At 67.7% G+C, this 16,912-nt stretch carries 19 protein-coding genes; 6 read left to right on the plus strand and 13 right to left on the minus strand.

All coding sequences use genetic code 11. The features are described 5' to 3' along the window. Positions 1–318 precede the first annotated feature (318 nt). Entirely contained in the window at positions 319–795 is a 477-nt protein-coding gene (locus MKL09_RS20460) for a BLUF domain-containing protein (protein WP_244023182.1), read from the minus strand. A 266-nt stretch (positions 796–1,061) separates the two neighbouring features. Continuing rightward, positions 1,062–2,207 (minus strand): AI-2E family transporter, encoded by a 1,146-nt coding sequence (locus MKL09_RS20465; protein ID WP_244023184.1) that lies wholly within the window; start codon positions 2,205–2,207, stop codon positions 1,062–1,064. A 166-nt stretch (positions 2,208–2,373) separates the two neighbouring features. On the opposite strand from MKL09_RS20465, the gene MKL09_RS20470 reads away from it, so the two are divergent. Continuing rightward, positions 2,374–2,514: a hypothetical protein gene (locus MKL09_RS20470; protein WP_244023186.1), complete on the plus strand. Its 141-nt coding sequence runs from the start codon at positions 2,374–2,376 to the stop codon at positions 2,512–2,514. A gap of 6 nt (positions 2,515–2,520) precedes the next feature. Here MKL09_RS20470 and MKL09_RS20475 read toward each other — a convergent pair whose 3' ends face one another. Beyond that, the gene (locus MKL09_RS20475) at positions 2,521–2,988 is read right to left on the minus strand and encodes a molybdenum cofactor biosynthesis protein MoaE (protein ID WP_244023188.1); all 468 of its coding nucleotides are present in this window, start codon (positions 2,986–2,988) and stop codon (positions 2,521–2,523) included. 139 nt (positions 2,989–3,127) lie between these two features. On the opposite strand from MKL09_RS20475, the gene MKL09_RS20480 reads away from it, so the two are divergent. The 3 genes from MKL09_RS20480 to MKL09_RS20490 all read left to right on the plus strand — a co-directional run bounded on the left by MKL09_RS20480 (position 3,128) and on the right by MKL09_RS20490 (position 4,837). Then, positions 3,128–4,147, plus strand: a complete 1,020-nt coding sequence (locus MKL09_RS20480) for a gamma carbonic anhydrase family protein (protein ID WP_244023268.1) — start codon at positions 3,128–3,130, stop codon at positions 4,145–4,147. A gap of 113 nt (positions 4,148–4,260) precedes the next feature. Beyond that, complete coding sequence (locus tag MKL09_RS20485; RefSeq protein WP_244023271.1) at positions 4,261–4,539, plus strand: BrnT family toxin; 279 nt, start codon at positions 4,261–4,263, stop codon at positions 4,537–4,539. After that, the gene (locus MKL09_RS20490) at positions 4,526–4,837 is read left to right on the plus strand and encodes a BrnA antitoxin family protein (RefSeq protein ID WP_244023190.1); all 312 of its coding nucleotides are present in this window, start codon (positions 4,526–4,528) and stop codon (positions 4,835–4,837) included. The genes MKL09_RS20485 and MKL09_RS20490 overlap by 14 nt, the downstream gene beginning before the upstream one ends. A 63-nt stretch (positions 4,838–4,900) precedes the next feature. Here MKL09_RS20490 and MKL09_RS20495 read toward each other — a convergent pair whose 3' ends face one another. The 10 genes from MKL09_RS20495 to MKL09_RS20540 all read right to left on the minus strand — a co-directional run bounded on the left by MKL09_RS20495 (position 4,901) and on the right by MKL09_RS20540 (position 14,411). Next, the gene (locus MKL09_RS20495) at positions 4,901–5,629 is read right to left on the minus strand and encodes an amino acid ABC transporter ATP-binding protein (protein ID WP_244023273.1); all 729 of its coding nucleotides are present in this window, start codon (positions 5,627–5,629) and stop codon (positions 4,901–4,903) included. Between the two features lie 152 nt (positions 5,630–5,781). Then, positions 5,782–6,474: an amino acid ABC transporter permease gene (locus MKL09_RS20500; RefSeq protein WP_244023192.1), complete on the minus strand. Its 693-nt coding sequence runs from the start codon at positions 6,472–6,474 to the stop codon at positions 5,782–5,784. A gap of 63 nt (positions 6,475–6,537) precedes the next feature. Further along, positions 6,538–7,260, minus strand: a complete 723-nt coding sequence (locus tag MKL09_RS20505; RefSeq protein WP_244023194.1) for an amino acid ABC transporter permease — start codon at positions 7,258–7,260, stop codon at positions 6,538–6,540. Between the two features lie 247 nt (positions 7,261–7,507). After that, on the minus strand, positions 7,508–8,431 hold the full coding sequence (locus tag MKL09_RS20510; protein WP_244023196.1) for an amino acid ABC transporter substrate-binding protein: 924 nt from the start codon (positions 8,429–8,431) through the stop codon (positions 7,508–7,510). Positions 8,432–8,815: 384 nt separating this feature from the next. After that, positions 8,816–9,937, minus strand: coding sequence for a branched-chain amino acid ABC transporter substrate-binding protein (locus tag MKL09_RS20515; protein ID WP_244023197.1), 1,122 nt, complete (start codon positions 9,935–9,937; stop codon positions 8,816–8,818). Positions 9,938–9,987: 50 nt separating this feature from the next. Then, on the minus strand, positions 9,988–10,356 hold the full coding sequence (locus tag MKL09_RS20520) for a DUF6867 family protein (RefSeq protein ID WP_244023275.1): 369 nt from the start codon (positions 10,354–10,356) through the stop codon (positions 9,988–9,990). A gap of 5 nt (positions 10,357–10,361) precedes the next feature. Next, complete coding sequence (locus MKL09_RS20525; RefSeq protein WP_244023199.1) at positions 10,362–11,159, minus strand: ABC transporter ATP-binding protein; 798 nt, start codon at positions 11,157–11,159, stop codon at positions 10,362–10,364. Then, a complete protein-coding gene (locus MKL09_RS20530) occupies positions 11,156–12,085 on the minus strand; it encodes an ABC transporter ATP-binding protein (protein ID WP_244023201.1) in 930 nt (309 codons plus the stop codon). Before MKL09_RS20530 ends, MKL09_RS20525 begins: the two co-directional genes overlap by 4 nt. Then, on the minus strand, positions 12,085–13,494 hold the full coding sequence (livM, locus tag MKL09_RS20535) for a high-affinity branched-chain amino acid ABC transporter permease LivM (RefSeq protein ID WP_244023203.1): 1,410 nt from the start codon (positions 13,492–13,494) through the stop codon (positions 12,085–12,087). The genes MKL09_RS20530 and livM overlap by 1 nt, the downstream gene beginning before the upstream one ends. After that, a complete protein-coding gene (locus tag MKL09_RS20540) occupies positions 13,494–14,411 on the minus strand; it encodes a branched-chain amino acid ABC transporter permease (RefSeq protein ID WP_147907584.1) in 918 nt (305 codons plus the stop codon). Before MKL09_RS20540 ends, livM begins: the two co-directional genes overlap by 1 nt. A 244-nt stretch (positions 14,412–14,655) precedes the next feature. Here MKL09_RS20540 and MKL09_RS20545 point away from each other — a divergent pair, with 244 nt between their 5' ends. Together MKL09_RS20545 and MKL09_RS20550 are read left to right on the plus strand one after the other, a co-directional pair. Next, positions 14,656–15,936 (plus strand): dicarboxylate/amino acid:cation symporter, encoded by a 1,281-nt coding sequence (locus MKL09_RS20545; RefSeq protein ID WP_244023204.1) that lies wholly within the window; start codon positions 14,656–14,658, stop codon positions 15,934–15,936. Between the two features lie 30 nt (positions 15,937–15,966). Next, positions 15,967–16,893, plus strand: a complete 927-nt coding sequence (locus tag MKL09_RS20550) for an amino acid ABC transporter substrate-binding protein (protein WP_409566956.1) — start codon at positions 15,967–15,969, stop codon at positions 16,891–16,893. Positions 16,894–16,912 lie beyond the last annotated feature (19 nt).

Below are 16,912 nucleotides of genomic sequence, written 5' to 3' on the forward strand. Positions count from 1 at the left end.
GATGGTCGCCGTCATCGCCGTCGCCCGAAAGCTCCTCACCATCCTCAACGCCATGATCCGGGATCAGAAACCATGGCAAACCGCTTGACGCCCAACACAGTCGCTGAGGTGCTGCGCAGCAGCCTCGAAGGAGCCCTCCAGGGATCGCGCGGCTGGCTGGAGGGCTCCTTCGAGGGCTCCGCTCCGCTACGCCACCTCAGGATGAGGTCGCAAATGGGAACACCCGGTCAAACAGACTCTCAGTGTCGTAATTCGGAGCGGATCATCACAACGTGCCATTGGCATGGCCGCAGCGAGCAACGGGTGCTGCTGGCCCGGTCAGCTTCGCCCAAGCGAAACCAGCGGCCCCGAATCGAGTTGCTCGAGAATCCGCGTCAGTGCCGCGACGTTGTTCTTATCTTCGGCGCTTTCCAGCGCGTCCTGTAGTACCAGGCGAATGTCCTCGGCTTCGACCCTCTCCATGTCCCAGTTCGGATAGAGACGCTCTCGCTCTTCCTCGCTCTGGCTCAGCGCGACGATGTCGTAATGGCGCGGATCGCCATGAAGGCTCGTGATCAGCTTCTGGATCTCGGCGGCCGGCCCCTCGATCCACTGGAAGAAGACACCGCTGCCGTAAACCAGCACCCCGGTGATGCCGCGCGCGAGATTGTGGCGCTGGGCCACCTCGACGATGCGGCCGACCTCGGCGTCGTCGACGCCGTCGGCGGCACGGCTGCAGTAGACGAAATGATAAAGCGCGGGCAGCGCGGGTTCGTCCAACTCAGCGCCGCGTGGAATGCCGTATTCGTCGAACATGGGGCGGCGCGCTCCGTTTGTGCCAGGCAGGCCGTTCCGCCCGGTGCGTGAGCGGCAGGATAGCGCAACTGACCGGATTTGGAATTGAATCCGGCCGCCCAATACCCCGGTCGAACATCGAAGGTACTGCTACTCGACGGGCCCACAAGCGCGCTCGCCCTGGGCCAAACCAACTCGGTTTTGACGGACCTTGTCACGGCCAAGCTGATTGGATTCAGACTTGAGTGCCGACACAACCCGCCGTCGCCCGCCTCACGGCCCGCAGCTCAGGCGCTCGCCGGCTCGTGCAGCGTGTCCTCCACGTAGAGCTGCTCCAGCAGCACCTTGATCACCGCCATCAGGGGTAGCGCGAGCGCGATGCCCCAGAGGCCGAAGATGACGCCCAGGATCAGCTGGCCAGCGAAGATCGTGGCCGGGGGGATGTCGAGCGCCCGCTTCTGGATGAACGGGGTCAGGCCGTAGCTCTCCAGGCATTGCACCGCCAGGTAGACGCCGATGGCGCCGATCACCGCCTTGAGGCCCGAGGCCAGGGCCGCCAGGATGATCACGATGCCGGCCACCAGCGGCCCCACGGTCGGCACGAAGGCCAGAAGCCCCGCCTGGAGGCCGAGGATCAGCGCGCCGCCGATCCCCAGGAAGGCCAGCCCGGCCCAGGTGCAGAGGAAGATCACCGCCATGATGATCAGCTGGCCGAACAGCCAGTGCCGGAGGGTCTCGCCGGCGCCGTCGAGGACCTTGGCGGCGCGCGGGCGCTTCTGCGGCGGCACGAAGCGCAGCGCTCCGTTCCGGTAGGCCTTCGGGTCGGCCGCGAAGGCCAGCCCCAGGAACGCGATCACCAGCAGGTTGCCCAGCGCGTCGAACAGCCCGAGGATCACGGCCGCCGCCGGCCCGAGGACGCTGCCCGCGTCGGAGACGATCGAGCTGCTGCCCTTGAGCAGGCCGTTGGCGAGGCCGCCGAGGCCGCCCTCCTTCTGGCTGGACTCGGTCGAACCGTCCTTGCCGCCGCCCTGGGGAGCGAGGCTTGGCACGTCGATGCCGCGCTCTGACAGCCAGCTCGAGACCGTGCCGGCCTGGTCCTTGATCGTGGTGCCGAGGTCGCGCCCCTGCTGCACGATGGTGGCGCCGCCATAGGTCCCGAAGCTGATCGCCGCGACGGCGACCGCGAGGCTGGCGATGGTCAGGCGCAGGCCCCGGGGCAGGGGCAGGACATGGCCGAGCCCGCGGGTCAGGCCGTCGAGGAACACGCCGAGCAGCACGCCCGCGAAGATCAGCAGCAGCGTGCCCACCGACATCCAGGCGAGCGCCAGCAGCGCCGCGAAGCAGACGACGGCGATTCCCGAGGCCGCCAGCGGCAGGGCACCGCGCCAGGGCCCGACCGGGCCGTCCAGATCCTGAAGCTTACCGTCCGTCATCATGGCTCCCGTACCGCGGGCTCACGAACGCTCCGGGCCGCCCGGGGTCAAGTGCGGCTCTCTACCAAGCTTGTGTGCAGCGCGCCGCGACCGGACGGCCTTTCGCGCGTTGTCCGCCCGCGCAACCGTTTCCGATCGGAGCCGGGCGCATGCAGGAGAGACCGGCGTGAGCAGCAACGAGCCCCACACCCATTCCCTCGGTCCGGGCCGGACCGTGGATACCGGGGACCAGCTCAGCAGCGTGGTCATCCTCGGCCTCGCGATCGCCGGCGCGCTCGCGGCGGTGCTGCTCAACGCGATCCTGTAGGCTGCGTCAGCTCCAGCGCTCGGCCGCCGCGTCGTCATGGGCGGCGGCCTCGACCCAGCCGCCGGTGGTGCCGTCGGCGAGGTGCTCGCGCTTCCAGAACGGGGCGCGGGTCTTGAGGTAGTCCATCAGAAAATTCGCCGCCTCGAAGGCCGCGACCCGGTGGCTGGAGGCGGTCACCACCAGCACGATGCCGTCGCCCGGCAGGACGCGGCCGTGGCGATGAATCACCCGCAGGGCCTGGAGCGGCCAGCGGGCGACGGCCTCCTCGGCGACCCGGAGGATCTCGGCCTCGGCCATGCCGGGATAGTGTTCCAGCTCGAGGGCGGCGAGGCGCCCGGCCTCGTCCCGGCACAGGCCCGTGAAGGTGACCACCGCACCGGCCCGGCCGCCGAGTTCGGCGCCGATCCGGGCGATCTCGGCGGCGGTGTCGAAGGGTTCGGCCTGGATGGCGACGCTCGGGGCGGGGGTGCTCATGGTCCGGTCCAACGATCCTCATCCGGCGGTCTTCGGGCGGCGCGGGATCGCCCACGCCTGTCACACCCGGCCGCGCCTCTATATGGCACATCGAGCCGTCTTCGCCCCGGTCGCGGGCGCGGCGGAGAAGGATGACGATGTGACCCCCGACCTGATCCTGCCCCACGCGGGCGTCCTGCCGGATTTCGCGAGCCGCCCGGTCTGGTGCGGGCGCGGCAGCACGGTGATCGGCGCCGCCCGGATCGGCGCGCAGGCCTGGATCGGCGACGAGGCGGTGATCCGCGCCGACGGGCAGGCCATCACCCTCGGGGACAGGTTCTGGCTCGGCCACCGCTCGACGGTGCATATCGCGACGCTCACCCACGGGACGCAGGTCGGCGACCGGGTCACGATCGGGCGCAACAGCGTCGTGCATGCCTGCACGGTCGGCTCCGATGTCGTAATCGAGGACGACGTCGTGATCCTCGACGGGGCCGAGATCGGCGACAACACCGTGATCGAGGCGGGCTCGACGGTGTTCCCCCGGATGAAGCTCGCCGGCGGCCACGCCTATGCCGGCAGCCCGGCGCGACCGAGCCGAACGGTCGGCCCGGACGAGGTCGCCGAGCACGGCGAGCGCCTGCGCGAGCGGATGGGCGACGGAGCCACCGCCGATCCCGGCCTCCCCCCGGAGGTCGAGGACAGCGTGTTCGTGGCGCGAACCGCGCACCTGCGCGGGAGGGTCAGCCTCGGGGCCGGCGCCAGCGTGCTGTTCTCCTGCGATCTCAACGCCGAGGTCGGTCCGATCGTGGTCGGAGCCGACACGAATATCCAGGACAACACCACGATCCGCACCCGGGGGGAGGGCGTGGTGATCGGGCGCGAGACCACCATCGCCCACAACGTCCGGATCGCCGATTGCCGGATCGGCGCTCGATCGCTGATCGGCATCGGCGCCAGCATTGCCCCCGGCACGCTGATCGCCGACGACGTCATGCTGGCGGCCGGCGCCACCACCGATCCCGGGCAGATCCTGGAGGCCGGCTATCTCTGGGGCGGCCGCCCGGCCCGGATCCTGTCGCCGCTGGACGCCGAGAAGCGCGCGATGATGATCCGCATCGTCGAGGGCTATTGCCGGCACGGGCGGGAGTACCGGGCGGCGCAGGCGGAGGCGGGATAGGACCGCTTCGCAGCGCTCAGGGGGCGGATCGACGAGCCCGGGCAGAAAGCTCAGACGGCTGCGCGAACGTCCTTGCCGAGGGCCTATTCTGTAACTACGATATTGCCGTGCATATGGTCTGGGATGAGCGCAAGCGCGCGATCAACCTGCGCCCCGAGCCGAAGGGGCATGGCCTCGATTTCGTCGATGCCCGCGACCGTTTCGAATGGGACAGCGCCGTCATCGTTCCGACCTATCCAGGACCGGACGGCCGTCCGCGCCTCATCGCCATCGGCTGGTTGGACGGGCATCTGCGGACGCTGGTATTCGCCCCGCTCGGGACGGAGGCGGTGACAGCCATCAGCCTGCGGCCGGCCAGCCGCAAGGAGAGGAGCCTCTATGACCAAGCGTAAGGCAGGCCCGATCAGCGACGCCGACGAGGCCCGGATCCAGGCCGCGATCGCGCGCGATCCGGACGCACCGGAAGTCACCGACGAACAGGCTGCGCAGGCGCGCCCGGCCTCCGATGTCCTCGATCCGACACTCTTCGCGAAGCTCACGCACCGTGGCCGTCCCAGATCGGAGACCCGCAAGAAGCTCGTCACCCTGCGCCTGCCGCCGGACGTTATCGAAGGTTACCAGGCCACCGGCCCAGGCTGGCAGGTGCGGATGGGGGAGGTTCTCGCGGCCGGCCTCAAGCGGACGGCGTGACGCGGGCAGCCATCGCCTTCGTCACGCCGCGATGACGCAGAGCTCTCGACCAAATCCCAAAAACTAGTGCTGCAGGATCTTCGACAAGAAGGTCTGGGCGCGCTCGGAGCGGGGGCTTCCGAAGAAATCCTCTTTCTTGGCGTCCTCAACGATCTCGCCGCGATCCATGAAGATTACCCGGTCGGCGACCTTGCGGGCGAAGCCCATCTCGTGGGTCACGACCATCATGGTCATGCCCTCTTTGGCGAGTTCCACCATCACGTCGAGCACCTCGCCGACCATCTCGGGGTCCAGCGCCGAAGTCGGCTCGTCGAACAGCATCACCACCGGGTTCATGGCGAGCGCCCGGGCGATCGCCACGCGCTGCTGCTGGCCGCCTGAGAGCTGCCCCGGGAATTTCTCCGCCTGGGCGCTCAAGCCCACCCGAGCCAGCAGGTCGAGTCCGCGCTTCTTCGCGTCCTCGGCACCGCGACCCAGGACCTTGCGCTGGGCGATGGTGAGGTTCTCGGTGATCGAGAGGTGCGGGAACAGCTCGAAATGCTGGAACACCATGCCGACCCGGGAGCGGAGTTTTGGCAGATTGGTCGCCTTGTCGACGACCTTGGTGCCGGCGACCGTGATCTGGCCCTTCTGGAACGGCTCAAGGGCGTTGACGCACTTGATCAGGGTCGATTTGCCTGAACCCGAGGGGCCGCAGACCACCACGACCTCGCCCTTGGCGACCTTGGTGGTGCAGTTCGTCAGCACCTGGAAGTCGCCATACCATTTGCTGATGTTGTCGATGGAAATCATCGTCTCGCCGGGCGCCGCCGCGGGCACGCCGGAGACGAGGCTCCCCGGCTGCAGCCCGGCATCCCGGGGGGCGTGGGCGGCGTCGGCGACGGGCTCCTTGACGGACGGGGCCGGCATCGGGGTCGAGGTCATGGCGCGGACTCCAGTGTCGGTCAGCGAATGATGGCGACGCGGCGCTGCAGGCGACGCACCAGGAACGAGGCCGTGAAGCAGATCACGAAGTAGACGATGGCGGCGAAGATATACATCTCGACGAGGCGGCCGTCGCGCTGCGCCACCTTCGAGGCGGCGCCCATGAAGTCGGTGAGCGAGAGCACGTAGACCAGGGAGGTATCCTGGAACAGCACCACGGTCTGGGTCAGCAGCAGCGGCAGCATGTTGCGGAAGGCTTGGGGCAGGACGACGTTGGCCATGGTCTGCCAATAGTTCATCCCGAGCGCCAAGGCCGCCCCGGTCTGCCCCTTGGGGATCGACTGGATGCCCGCGCGCATGATCTCGGAGAAGTACGCCGCCTCGAAGGCCATGAAGGTGATCAGCGCCGACGGGAAGGCGCCGACCTGGATCGGGGTCGAGGCGCCGGTCACGTAGGCGCCGATATACGGCACCAGGAAGTAGAACCAGAAGATCACCAGCACCAGCGGCAGCGAGCGGCACAGCTCGACATAGCCCTTGGCCACGTGGCTGAGGCCCGGCACGCTCGAGAGCCGGGCCATCGCCAGCAGCGTGCCTATGATCACGCCGCCGGCCGCCGCCATGGCGGTGAGGGTCACCGTGAAGACCATGCCCTGGCCGAACAGGTAGGGCAGGGACGAGAGGATGACGGTGTAGTCGAAGTTCGAGAGCATCGGGGCCTGTTCGCGGTGGCCGGGTGCCGGCGGAGCGGGGAAATCGAGGGGCGGGCCGGCGCCTCAGCGTTGGCCCGGGATCGCGACGGCGCGCTCCAGGTAGGTCGCTGCGGTGACCACCACGAGATTGATGATCACGTAGAGCAGGGTCGCGGCGGTGAACGCCTCGAACACCTGGAAGGAGAATTCCTGCATCGAGCGGGCCCGGGCGGTCAGCTCCAAGAGGCCGATGGTGAGCGCCACCGAGGTGTTCTTGAGGTTGTTCAGGAATTCCGAGGTCATCGGCGGCAGGATGATCCGGTAGGCGTTCGGCAGCAGCACGTACCGGTAGGTCTGGTAGACCGTGAATCCCATCGCGGTGCCGGCCATGCCCTGGCCGCGCGGCAGCGCCTGGATGCCGGCCCGGACCTGCTCGGCCACCCGCGAGGCGGTGAAGAAGCCCAGGCACACCACGGCCGTGTAGAACGGCGCGTCGGGCAACTGCTTGATCGCGTCGCCGATCTGCGTCGGCACCACTTCGGGCAGCACGAAGTACCAGAGGAACATCTGCACCAACAGCGGCACGTTGCGGAACAGCTCGACATAGGCCGTGCCGATCGTGTTGGCGGTCTTCGACGGCAGGGTCCGCAGCACCCCGATCAGGGAGCCCAGGAAGAACGCGATCAGCCACGAGCACAGGGCGGTCGCGATCGTCCACATGAGGCCGGAGAGCAGCATGTCGAGATAGGTGCCGTTGCCCTCGGGCGAGGCGTCGAAGAAGATCCGCCAGTTCCAATTGTAGTTCATCGTGCTGCTTCTGAGATGAAACGTGTGAGTCCGGTGTTTCCCAGTCTCACCCTCATCCTGAGGTGCTGCGCAGCAGCCTCGAAGGAGGGCTCCGGATGCCAGCGCGATCCCTGGAGGGCTCCTTCGAGGCCTCCGCTGCGCTTCGGCACCTCAGGATGAGGGTGAGGATGGGCTTGCCATCTGCTTCGGACCAGTCGTGACGCGTCGCGGGCGAACCCGCGACGCGTCATCGTTGACTGAACCGATCTCAGTAGGCCGCCGGATCGGGGCTGGCGATCGGCGTCGTGAACTGCTTCTTCATCTCCGCGCTCATCGGCAGGTTGAGATTGATGTTGCGCGGCGGGATCGGCTTCGTGAACCACTTGTCGTAGAGCGCCTTGCCCTCGGGGCTGGTGTAGAGCTTGGCGGTGGCCTCGTCGGCGACCTTCTTGAACGGCGCGTCGTCCTTGCGCACCATGATGCCGTAGGGCTCAGGCTTCGACAGGGCCTCGGTGGAGATCTCGAAGGCCGAGGGATCCTTCGCGGAAGCCGCCAGCGAGGCGAGCAGCACGTCGTCCATCACGAAGGCCACGGCGCGGCCGGTCTCGACCATCAGGAATGCCTCGGCATGGTCCTTGGCCGGCAGGATCGTCAGGCCGAGCTTACGCTCGGTGTTGGCCTCGTTGATCTGCTTGATGTTCGTGGTGCCCGAGGTCGACACGACGGTCTTGCCCTTCAGGTCCTCGATCGTGTGCAGGTTGGCCGACTTCTTGGAGACGTAGCGGGTCGCGGTCAGGAAGTGCGAGTTGGTGAAGTTCACCTGCTTCTCGCGCTCGGCGTTGTTCGTGGTCGAGCCGCATTCGAGGTCGATCGTGCCGTTCGCCATCAGCGGGATGCGGGTGGCGGAGGTGACCGGGTTGAGCTTCACTTCGAGATTGGGCAGGCCCAGATTGGCCTTCACGGCGTCGGCGATCTTGAAGCAGATGTCGAGGGCGTAGCCGACCGGCTTCTGGTCGCCGCCGAGATAGGAGAACGGCACGGAGGCGTCGCGGTAGCCGATAACGATGGCTCCGCTATCCTTCACCTTCTTGAGGGTACCGGTCAGGTCCTCGGCCCGCAGGCTGAGGGGGGCCAGGGCGAGGCTCAGGCCGAGCGCCGCGGCAAGGCCGCGGCGAGCGATATCAGACTGCATCGGTACGGAACTCCTGGATCAGGCCGAACGGGATCGGCTGGCGGCTTGGCGCTCGGGCCCGCCCGCTCGGGCGACGCCTTTGCAATGATGGTGCCGGGAGGCTGGCCGCGGCGCCACGCGGAGCCGCGACAGACGACGTAGGGACGACCATGACCGTCGCGTGAGCGTCCGCGGTTGCGTGTCCCGCCGCCGTCATCCGGTCCCCTCCGGCTCGTCGAGGCCCCCTGCTCGTCCGCGCCGCCGGCATCATGCACAATTCTTGGGCGTACGCACGCGGTGGTGCGGGCGGAACGGCGATTAAGGCTGACGAATCCACCGCGCAGAACACACAAACGCCGCCCCGCACATCCGTGCGGGGCGGCGCAGGCCGGGCCTCGGTGCGGACTACTTGGTCAGTTCGTTGCCGGTGTAGTCGATCTTGCCGTCGGCGCCCTTCTTCCACTCGTACAGGACGTAGTCCGGCCGGGTGATGTCGCCCTTCTTGTCATAGGCGATCGGGCCGACCACGGTCTCGGTCGGCTTGCCCTGGTGCAGCCACTCGGCGAGCTTCTTGCCGTCGGTGGAACCGGTCTCGGCCATCGCCTTGGCCAGCACCTGCACGGCAGCATACGAGTAGAGCGTGTAGCCTTCGGGATCGATGTTCTTGGCCTTGAACGCGGCGAGCGCCGCCTTGGCGTTCGGGTTCTTGCGGGCATCCGGCGGGAAGGTGGTCAGCGTGCCCTCGGCGGCCGGACCGGCGATCGCCACCAGCTCGCGGTCGACCATGCCGTCGCCGCCCATCACCGGGGCCTTGAGGCCCTGGTCGCGCATCTGGCGCAGGATCAGCCCGGCCTCGGTGTAGTAGCCGCCGAAATAGACGATGTCGACGTTGGCCGATTTCAGCTTGGAGACCAGCGCCGAATAGTCCTTCTCACCCGGGTTGATGCCCTCGAACATCACCGGCTTCACGCCCTTGGCCTTGAGCACCATCAGGGTCTCGTCGGCCAGGCCCTTGCCGTAGGGGGTCTTGTCGTGGACGAAGGCGATCTTCTTGTCCTTGTACTTCGCGAGGAGATACGCGCCCGCCACGGCACCCTGCTGGTCGTCCCGGCCGCAGGTGCGGAAGGTGTTCCACATCCCGCGCTCGGTGAACTTCACGTTGGTGGAGGCCGGGGTGACCTGGATGATGCCGGCGTCGAGATAGACGTCGGAGGCCGGGATCGACACGCCGGAATTGTAGTCGCCGACCACCACCTTCACGCCGTCGCTGGCGAACTTGTTGGCCACCGAGACGCCCTGCTTGGGGTCGGAGGCGTCGTCGCCGACCGTGACCGTCAGGGTCGTGCCCTTGAGGGTGCCGGCCTTGTTGAGGTCCTCGACGGCCTGGCTGGCGCCGTTCTTGATCTGCGCGCCGATGGCGGCGCTGTTGCCGGTGATCGGCGCGGCGATGCCGAGCTTCACCTCCGCCGCCTGTGCCGCAGCGATCATCGTGCCGAGCGCGAGCCCGGCCAGCAAAATCGATCTCATCGCGAACATCCCCTTCGATCGTTAGTCCGCCCCGGTGGATCCGGCCGAACTCACCCGACCTCACCGGAGACGGGCGTCCGTTCGCGCCACGTCAGGGGAGAGGTCTTCTCGTAGAGCCAGCGGTACTGGCTCGTCATCTGGCGCGTCCGCGTGACCCGAAAGCCCGCCGTGCCGATGATCATGACCACGATCGCGTCGACCGCATAGTAATGCAGCGAGACCAGCGTCCCGGAAAACAACGCGAAATGGATGAAGCGCACGGCCGCGGCCACGAGGAGCAGAGCGGCCGCGCATTGCCAGAACGGCCGCCACCCCCGGGCGACCGCGCGGGCGGCCATCCAGCCGGCCCAGCCGCCCATCACCACGGTGACGAGCAGGAACAGCCAGGCCGATTCCTCCTCGTACAGGATCCCCTGCAGCATGCTCATGCCCCGACCGGGCCGGTATGGCCCCCTTCCAGATAGGCGGCCTTGACGTTCGGATCGTCGAGCAGCGCCCGCCCGGTGCCGCTCATCGTCACCCGGCCGTTGACCAGCACGTAGCCGCGATGGGCGAGCTTCAGGGCGTGATAGGCGTTCTGCTCGACCAAAAAGATCGTCATGCCGTCCGTGCGGTTCAGTTCCCGGATCGCGTCGAAGATGCCCTTCACCACCAAAGGCGCCAGGCCGAGCGAGGGCTCGTCCAGCAGCAGCAGGCGCGGCCGGCTCATCAGCGCGCGGGCGATGGCGAGCATCTGCTGCTCGCCCCCGGACATCGTGCCGGCGCGCTGGTGCAGCCGCTCCCTCACGCGCGGGAACAGGGTGCAGACCTTTTCTAGATCCTCCTGGAAGTAGCGCTCGCCGTGGAGCGAGGCGCCCATCTGGAGGTTCTCGAACACGCTCATGCGCGGGAAGACCCGGCGGCCCTCCGGCGACTGGGCGACGCCGAGCCGGGCGATGGCGTGGGTCGGCAGCCGGGTGATGTCGCGCCCGTCATAGGTGATCGTCCCCGTGCGCGCCTGGGGGCTGCCGAAGATCGTCATCATCAGGGTCGACTTGCCGGCGCCGTTGGCACCGATCAGCGTGACGATCTCACCGTCGGCGACATCGATATCGACGCCCCTGAGGGCGGCGACGCTGCCGTAGTAGGTTGAGACGTCGCGCACCGCGAGGAGCGGAGGCTTGGCCCCCGCCTGGATCGCCCGGGTCTCCTCGACCAGGACGTTGATGCCGGCCACGCTCATACCGACGCCTCCGAATGCGTCACGTCCGGCAGGGTCGGCTCCCCATGCGGCACGGTGATGCCGACCTCGGCTTCCACGGCTTCCACCTCATCGTCCTCGACGCCCAGATAGGCGGCGATCACCTTCGGATCCGCCCGCACCTCGACCGGGGTGCCGTCGGCGATCTTCTGACCGTAGTCCAGCACGACCACGTGGTCGGAGATTTCCATGACCACCGACATGTCGTGCTCGATCAGGAGAACCGACGTGTCGTGCGCGTCGCGAATGTGGCGCAGGAGCGCGTTGAGCTCGGCGGATTCGCGCGGGTTGAGACCCGCCGCCGGCTCGTCGAGGCAGAGCAGCACCGGGTCGGTGCACATCGCCCGGGCGATCTCCAGCCGGCGCTGCGCGCCGTAGGGCAGGGCGCCCGCCGGGTCGTCGGCCCGCTCCATCAGGTCGATCCGGTCGAGCCAGGCCTTGGCCCGCTCGATCGCCTCCCCTTGCGCGTCCCGGTAGCCCTTGAGGCCGAGCAGCCCGAACAGGGTGTAGCCGGAGGCCCGCATCAGCGGCTTGTGCTGGGCGACCAGCAGGTTCTCCAGCACCGTCATACCCTGGAACAGGCGGATGTTCTGGAAGGTCCGCGCCACCCGGGCGGTGCGGTTGACCGCGTGGTTGGGCAACCGCTCCAGCAGGTGCGTGGTGCCGTCGTCATGGGCGAGCCGCAGCATGCCCTCGGTCGGCTTGTAGAAGCCGGTGATGCAGTTGAACACCGTGGTCTTCCCGGCCCCGTTCGGGCCGATCAGCGCGGTGATGTCGCCGCGCCTGGCCTCGAAGGACAGGTCGGAGACGGCGGTGAGGCCGCCGAACCGCATGGTCAGGTGCTCGACGGCGAGCACCGGCGGGGCGAAGGCTTGCGCCTGCGCCCGGGACTCCGGTTGAACCACCATCAGCCGTGCCCCTCGCTCACATGGGCGCCCGAGACGGCGCGGCGCTCGCCCAGCGACACCGAGGGCAGGCGTTCCGAGATCAGCCCGCGCGGCCGCCAGACCATCATCGCCACCATGGCGAGGCCGAACAGCAGCAGGCGGTACTCGTTCGGGTCGAAGCCCTCGCCGAACACGGCTTTGAGGAAGCCGAGATTGCGCAGCATCTCCGGGCCGCCGACCATGGCCACCGCCGCGATGGCGACGCCGACCTGGCTGCCCATGCCGCCCAGCACCACGATCGCCAGGATGATCGCGCTCTCCAGGAAGTTGAAGCTCTCCGGGCTGATGAAGCCCTGGCGCACCGCGAAGAACGAGCCGGCGATGCCGCCGAACGCCGCCCCCAGGGCGAAGGCCGTGAGCTTGGTCGCCGTCGTGTCGATCCCGAGCGATCGGCACGCGATCTCGTCCTCGCGCAAAGCCTCCCAGGCCCGCCCGATCGGCAGCCTGCGCAGCCGCAGGGTGACGAAGTTGGTGAACAAAGCCAGCCCGAGGATGAGGTAGTATAGGAAGACCAGCCGGTGCATCGAGTCGTACGGGATGCCGAACCGAGCGGCGAAGCCGTCCTCGCCGGCACTGAACGGGATGCCGAAGAAGGTCGCTCGCGGGATCGACGAGATGCCGGCCCCGCCCCCGGTCACGTCGGTCCAGTTGATCAGCACCAGGCGGATGATCTCGCCGAAGGCCAGCGTCACGATCGCGAGGTAGTCGCCGCGCAGGCGCAGCACCGGGAAGCCGAGCAGCATCCCCCACAGGCCGGCGAACACGCCCGCCAGAGGCAGGCAGATCCAGAACGACAGGCCGAACGTGGTCGACAGGAGCGCGTAGGAATAGGCGCCGACCGCGTAGAAGGCGACGTAGCCGAGGTCGAGCAGCCCGGCGAGGCCGACCACGATGTTGAGGCCCCAGCCGAGCATCACGTAGGTCAGGATCAGGATGCCGAGATCGATCCAGTAGCGGGCCGAGGACAGGCCGCCCGTGGCCGCGGCGGCGATCGCCGGCAGGGTCAGGGCGATGCCGACGAACAGCCAGAGGCCGATCCTGGAACTCTTCTGCCCGGCATCGGGCTCGCCCTGAACCGCCTCGGTGGCCTGGGCCGGGGAGGGGGTGAGGGCGCGGCGCGCGTCCCGGCGCAGGAGGATCAGGCGCTGGAGGATGCGCACGACGAAGATCGCCGCGCACAGGGACGCCACCAGGCCCCAGCGGGGCAGGAGCAGGAGGTCGCTGCCGGGGCCGGCCTCCGTGCGGTAGCTGATGATCGGCACGCAGAGGCCGAAGGCGACGAGCGCATAGATCGCGGCGTCGCGCAGGATGCCGGCCATCGCGGATCCGGGGATCGCGGCGGCTTGGGTCGCAGTCTTGGAATGCGCCATCAGACCTTCTCGACCTCCGGCCGGCCCAGGATGCCAGACGGCATGAAGATCAGCACGATCGCCAGGATCGAGAACGCGGCGACGTCCTTGTACTCGATGGAGAAGTAGGCCGACCAGAACGTCTCGATCAGCCCGATGATCAGGCCGCCCAGCACCGCCCCGGGGAGCGAGCCGATGCCGCCGAGCACCGCCGCGGTGAACGCCTTCACGCCGGGCACGAACCCGTCCGAGAAGGACACGACGCCATAGTACATCAGGTAGAGGACGCCCGCGACGGCGGCCAGCGCGGCGCCGAGCACGAAGGTGAGCGAGATCGTCCGGTCGACGTCGATGCCCAGCAGCGCGGCCATCTTGCGGTCCTGCTCGCAGGCGCGCTGCGCCCGTCCGAACGGCGTTCGCTGCACGAGGTACCAGAAGCCGGTCAGCAGCACCGCGGTGACCGCCATGATCAGGATCTGCTTGTAGGCCAGGAACACCGCGTAGCCGTCACGCTCGAACAGCGTGATGCCGCCCGACAGCATCGGCGGCGTCGGCTTGTTGCGCGCGCCCTGCACCACCTGGACGAAGTTCGAGAGGAAGATCGAGACGCCGATCGCGGAGATCAGCGGCGCCAGCCGGAACGAGCCGCGCAGGGGCCGATACGCGATTCGCTCGATCGCCCAGCCCCACAGGGCGGTCAGCACCATGGCGACCACGAGGACGATCAGGAACGCCAGGGCGATCGAACTAATTCCCAGCCAGGTCGTTAGAAGAAGGAAGGTGATCAGCGCGATGAAGCAGGACACCATAAACACATCGCCATGGGCAAAATTCACCATCCCAATAATGCCGAACACCATCGTGTAACCGATCGCGATCAGACCGTATATCGAACCGAGCGTAAGCCCGTTTATGAGCTGTTGTACGAAGACGTCCATGTACTCTCGCGGGCGTAGGTTTTTCGTCCAGCCTGCAGAAACGGCAGGCGAGCCGGGAGAGCAAGTCCCGTACCGCAGCTGCGGCGCTCCGGCCACAGGTTTCAACCCCATGCGAACGTCCCGCGAAAACAGTCGGACGTGTCAGTAACACCCCACGATTGGGCTTGCGTCTGGCGTAGTTCGTGCTTCACGTTAACGAAAATCAGTGCTGGTCCATCCCGGGCGGCAACGAGGAGCAGTACCGATGTCGGGTTCACGGCTCACGACGTTGATTTTCATCGGCATGCTGCTCGGGATCGCGGTGGGCTACGCCTGCAGCATCACCTGGCCGGATCCGCAGACGGCCAAGGAGATCGCCGGCTACATCGCGCTGGTCTCGGACATCTTCCTGCGGCTGATCAAGATGATCATCGCGCCGCTGGTCTTCTCGACCCTGGTGGTCGGCATCGCGCATCTCGGCGACACCGCCGCGGTCGGCCGGGTCGGCGGCAAGGCGCTGCTCTGGTTCGTCGGCGCCTCGTTCTGCTCGCTGATGCTGGGTCTGGTCCTGGTCAACCTGATGCAGCCGGGCCACAACCTGAACCTGCCGCTGCCCGATGTCGGGGCCGGCACCGGCCTCAAGGCGGCGTCGCTGTCGCTGAAGGAATTCGTCACCCACCTGGTGCCCAAGAGCGCCGTGGAGGCGATGGCCAACAACGAGATCCTGCAGATCGTGGTGTTCTCGATCTTCTTCGGCGTGGCGCTCGCGGCGCTCGGCGAGAAGGGGCACTTCCTGGCCCAGGGCATCGAGGGCCTGGCCGACGTCATGCTCAAGGTGACCGGCTACGTGATGCTGTTCGCCCCCGTGGCGGTGTTCGCCGCGATCGCCGCGACGATCACCACGCAGGGGATCGGCGTCCTCGTCACCTACGGCAAGTTTCTGGTCGAGTTCTACACCGGGCTGGCGGTGCTCTGGGGGCTGCTGATGGGCGTCGGCTTCCTGATGCTCGGGAGCAGCGGCATCATGCGGTTGTTCAACCTGATCAAGGAGCCGTTCGTGCTCGCCTTCTCGACCGCGTCGAGCGAGGCCGCCTATCCGAAGATGCTGACCAACCTCGAGCAGTTCGGCATACCCAACCGCATCACCTCGTTCGTGCTGCCGATGGGCTACTCGTTCAACCTCGACGGCTCGATGATGTACTGTACCTTCGCGGTGATGTTCATCGCGCAGGCCTACAACATCCCGCTCACCTGGGGTCAGCAGCTGACGATGCTGTTCCTGCTGATGGTCACCTCGAAGGGCATGGCCGGCGTGCCGCGCGCCTCGCTGGTGGTGATCTCGGCGACGCTGACGCAGTTCAACATCCCCGAAGCCGGCCTGCTGCTGATCATCGGCATCGACCAGTTCCTGGATATGGGCCGCTCGGCGACGAACGTGCTCGGCAACAGCATCGCCACTGTGGCGGTGGCCAAGTGGGAGGGCCAGCTGACCACGACCGACCAGCGCCTCGACCATGTCGGCACGGTACCCTCGCCCGCCGAATAGGGCGTCGCGGGGTCACGCGGAGGACACGGCATGGCAGCGATGCGGTTCGGCTCGATCCTGGCGGCGGCTTTCGTCCTGACCGTGACGGGCGCACCGCGCCCCGCCGCTGCCATCGAAGTCCTGACCGGCACGCTGAAGCAGGTGGCCGAGCGCGGCGAGATCGTGCTCGGTTATCGGGAGAGTTCGGTGCCGTTCTCCTTCGTGGAGGGCAAGCACCGGGACGGCAGCCCCCGGGCGATCGGCTACGCGATCGACCTGTGCGGCGAGATCGCCGACGACATCCAGGCGGCGATCGGGCGGACGGTGAAGGTCCGCTACGAGCCGGTCACGGCCGCGACCCGCATCCCGGCCCTCACGTCGGGCAAGATCGATCTCGAATGCGGCTCGACCACCGCCAATGCCGAGCGGCGCCGGAGCGTCGCCTTCTCGCCGGTCGACTACATCAGCGCGACGCAGCTGCTGGTGAAGAAGGAGTCCGGCCTCGCCTCGTACCGGGATCTCGGCGGCAAGACCGTCGTGGTCACGGCGGGCACCACCAACGAGAAGGCGGTGCGCGACCTCCTGGCCAAGCTCAAGATCCAGGCGCAGATCGTGACGGCGCCCGACCACGCGGCGTCCTACGCCATGGTGAAGGCCGGGCAGGCGGACGCCTTCGCCACCGACGACGTGCTGCTCTACGGCCTGATCGCCACCGACGGCCAGGACGGGGCGAACTACACGGTCCTGCCCGACAAGCTCTCCTACGAGCCCTACGGCATCATGTTCCGCAGGGACGATCCCGAGCTCGCCGGGATCGTCGCCCAGACCTTCACCCGGCTCGCGGAATCGCGCGAGCTGCGCTGGACCTACGAGCGCTGGTTCGTGAAGCGCCTGCCCAACGGCGAGCGCCTCGACATCCCGATGTCGAACGACCTGCGGACGAGTTTTCAGCTGATGGGCCTCGACGCGCAGGAGTGATTTTTTGGGATGATCGGCG

Source organism: Methylobacterium sp. J-048 (assembly GCF_022829515.1).
Taxonomy (GTDB): Bacteria; Pseudomonadota; Alphaproteobacteria; order Rhizobiales; family Beijerinckiaceae; genus Methylobacterium.

What these genes read in the sequence shown, in the direction of transcription:
- MKL09_RS20460 (WP_244023182.1), bottom strand. Translation starts at nt 795, where the DNA reads ATGTTCGACGAATACGGCATTCCACGCGGCGCTGAGTTGGACGAACCC.
- MKL09_RS20465 (WP_244023184.1), bottom strand. Translation starts at nt 2,207, where the DNA reads ATGACGGACGGTAAGCTTCAGGATCTGGACGGCCCGGTCGGGCCCTGG.
- MKL09_RS20475 (WP_244023188.1), bottom strand. Translation starts at nt 2,988, where the DNA reads ATGAGCACCCCCGCCCCGAGCGTCGCCATCCAGGCCGAACCCTTCGAC.
- MKL09_RS20485 (WP_244023271.1), top strand. Translation starts at nt 4,261, where the DNA reads ATGGTCTGGGATGAGCGCAAGCGCGCGATCAACCTGCGCCCCGAGCCG.
- MKL09_RS20490 (WP_244023190.1), top strand. Translation starts at nt 4,526, where the DNA reads ATGACCAAGCGTAAGGCAGGCCCGATCAGCGACGCCGACGAGGCCCGG.
- MKL09_RS20495 (WP_244023273.1), bottom strand. Translation starts at nt 5,629, where the DNA reads ATGATTTCCATCGACAACATCAGCAAATGGTATGGCGACTTCCAGGTG.
- MKL09_RS20500 (WP_244023192.1), bottom strand. Translation starts at nt 6,474, where the DNA reads ATGCTCTCGAACTTCGACTACACCGTCATCCTCTCGTCCCTGCCCTAC.
- MKL09_RS20505 (WP_244023194.1), bottom strand. Translation starts at nt 7,260, where the DNA reads ATGAACTACAATTGGAACTGGCGGATCTTCTTCGACGCCTCGCCCGAG.
- MKL09_RS20510 (WP_244023196.1), bottom strand. Translation starts at nt 8,431, where the DNA reads ATGCAGTCTGATATCGCTCGCCGCGGCCTTGCCGCGGCGCTCGGCCTG.
- MKL09_RS20515 (WP_244023197.1), bottom strand. Translation starts at nt 9,937, where the DNA reads ATGAGATCGATTTTGCTGGCCGGGCTCGCGCTCGGCACGATGATCGCT.
- MKL09_RS20525 (WP_244023199.1), bottom strand. Translation starts at nt 11,159, where the DNA reads ATGAGCGTGGCCGGCATCAACGTCCTGGTCGAGGAGACCCGGGCGATC.
- MKL09_RS20530 (WP_244023201.1), bottom strand. Translation starts at nt 12,085, where the DNA reads ATGGTGGTTCAACCGGAGTCCCGGGCGCAGGCGCAAGCCTTCGCCCCG.
- livM (WP_244023203.1), bottom strand. Translation starts at nt 13,494, where the DNA reads ATGGCGCATTCCAAGACTGCGACCCAAGCCGCCGCGATCCCCGGATCC.
- MKL09_RS20540 (WP_147907584.1), bottom strand. Translation starts at nt 14,411, where the DNA reads ATGGACGTCTTCGTACAACAGCTCATAAACGGGCTTACGCTCGGTTCG.
- MKL09_RS20545 (WP_244023204.1), top strand. Translation starts at nt 14,656, where the DNA reads ATGTCGGGTTCACGGCTCACGACGTTGATTTTCATCGGCATGCTGCTC.
- MKL09_RS20550 (WP_409566956.1), top strand. Translation starts at nt 15,967, where the DNA reads ATGGCAGCGATGCGGTTCGGCTCGATCCTGGCGGCGGCTTTCGTCCTG.